The following is a 1,350-nucleotide window of genomic DNA, read 5'->3' on the forward strand; positions in this document are numbered from 1 at the left end:
ACCACCAGCCCATCCATTGCGTCAGACCGATCCCGGCCAACACCACGATCGTCTGATACTGGCAGATCATGGTGTCCTTGGCATCGTACTTCAGGGCGGGCGCATCGAGCCGCTTGCCGTAGCGATACTTGCCCCAGGCGAGGAACGGGTTGGCCACGAGCGAAGCACCCAGAATCGCGATACCCCACCAGTTGAAGCCCGGCGCCTTCTGCGAAATGAAGGCGGAGACCGCCTCGTAGAGGATCGCCGCGACGACGATCCAGAAGGCACAGGCAACCACGTAGAGCGCGACCTTCTTGCGGTGCAGGACCGTGCGCTTGTCGGCACCGTCCACCTCACTCTTCAAGCGCCAGATCAGAGTCGCAGCCGAGGTGGCCTCGACCGTACTGTCGAGGCCCCAACTCACCAGCGCTGCGCTGCCGGTCAGAAGTCCCACGGTGACGGATACGACGACCTCGATGATGTTGTAGACGAGGCTGGCGATCTCGACCCGGATGCCGCGCGTCAGATTGGCCTGCCGGTTATCTTGATGACTGCTCATAACACCTCATCACCGCAAAATTTTCGGCGAAAGTTCGAGGCGAGAATTGGCTACCTTGCCATCAGTTGCGCCACGGATCGAAAGCCGAGATTGTCCTGTTTCCAAGCTTCCTCAGTAGAGGCGAGCTTGTCCCTCATACATGAAAACCAAGGGCTTCGGACCTGTCGCGTAACCGGTGTTGAGCCGCTCCATGCGGAAGCCGCTTGTCTCGATCAAGTCGGCCGTCGGGCGGTCAAGATGGCAGTTCCCGGCGCAGTGTTTCCAGACAGGCGTCAGCCAGCGTTGCCAGCGCCGGATACGGGGTCCGGGCGCCAGGCCATGCTCGACGAAGCGGAAGACGCCATCCGGCTTGAGAACGCGCCGGATCTCGGCGAGAGCCTTCTCCGGTTCCGAAACGCTGCAGAGTGTCCAGGTGGCGACGACGCAATCGACGCTGCGATCTTCGAGCGGCAATGCTTCGGCCACGCCCTCGATCATCTCGGCAGCGGGCATCAGTCCATGGGAGGTTTGCGCGGCCCGAGAGAGGAGTTCGGGCGACGGATCAATACCGATGATCTGGCGCACGGCCTCGGGGTAGAGCGCAATGTTCAGGCCCGAGCCGATTCCGATCTCCAGCACACGCCCATGCAGCCCGGAGATGGCGCGGCGCCGGTAGGGAAGAAGTTGATCCTGGCCCATCGCCAGATGCGTCAGCCGAGGGAGGATATGTTTCTCGTACAGTCGCATCTGTTCACCCGATCCGCGCAAGGACAGGGAAGGTGTCCAGCAGCCAGTAGGCCAGTGCGCTCAACCGCCCGGTCATCATCGCC

The 1,350-nt window shown here is 62.1% G+C and carries 2 protein-coding genes; both read right to left on the minus strand.

Translation table 11 applies throughout. The annotated features are described in order from the left end of the window. Positions 1 to 541, minus strand: a 541-nt coding sequence (locus A3764_RS19005; RefSeq protein WP_067951952.1) for a cation diffusion facilitator family transporter, incomplete at its 3' end; no start/stop codon positions are given. Between the two features lie 111 nt (positions 542 to 652). After that, positions 653 to 1,267, minus strand: coding sequence for a class I SAM-dependent methyltransferase (locus tag A3764_RS19010; protein ID WP_067631010.1), 615 nt, complete (start codon positions 1,265 to 1,267; stop codon positions 653 to 655). Between the last annotated feature and the right edge of the window lie 83 nt (positions 1,268 to 1,350).

Source organism: Sulfitobacter sp. HI0129, assembly GCF_001635395.1.
In the GTDB taxonomy this organism is placed as follows: Bacteria; Pseudomonadota; Alphaproteobacteria; order Rhodobacterales; family Rhodobacteraceae; genus Sulfitobacter.

Coding starts and splice junctions, on each gene's coding strand:
- A3764_RS19010 (WP_067631010.1), bottom strand. CDS start 1,267: ATGCGACTGTACGAGAAACATATCCTCCCTCGGCTGACGCATCTGGCG.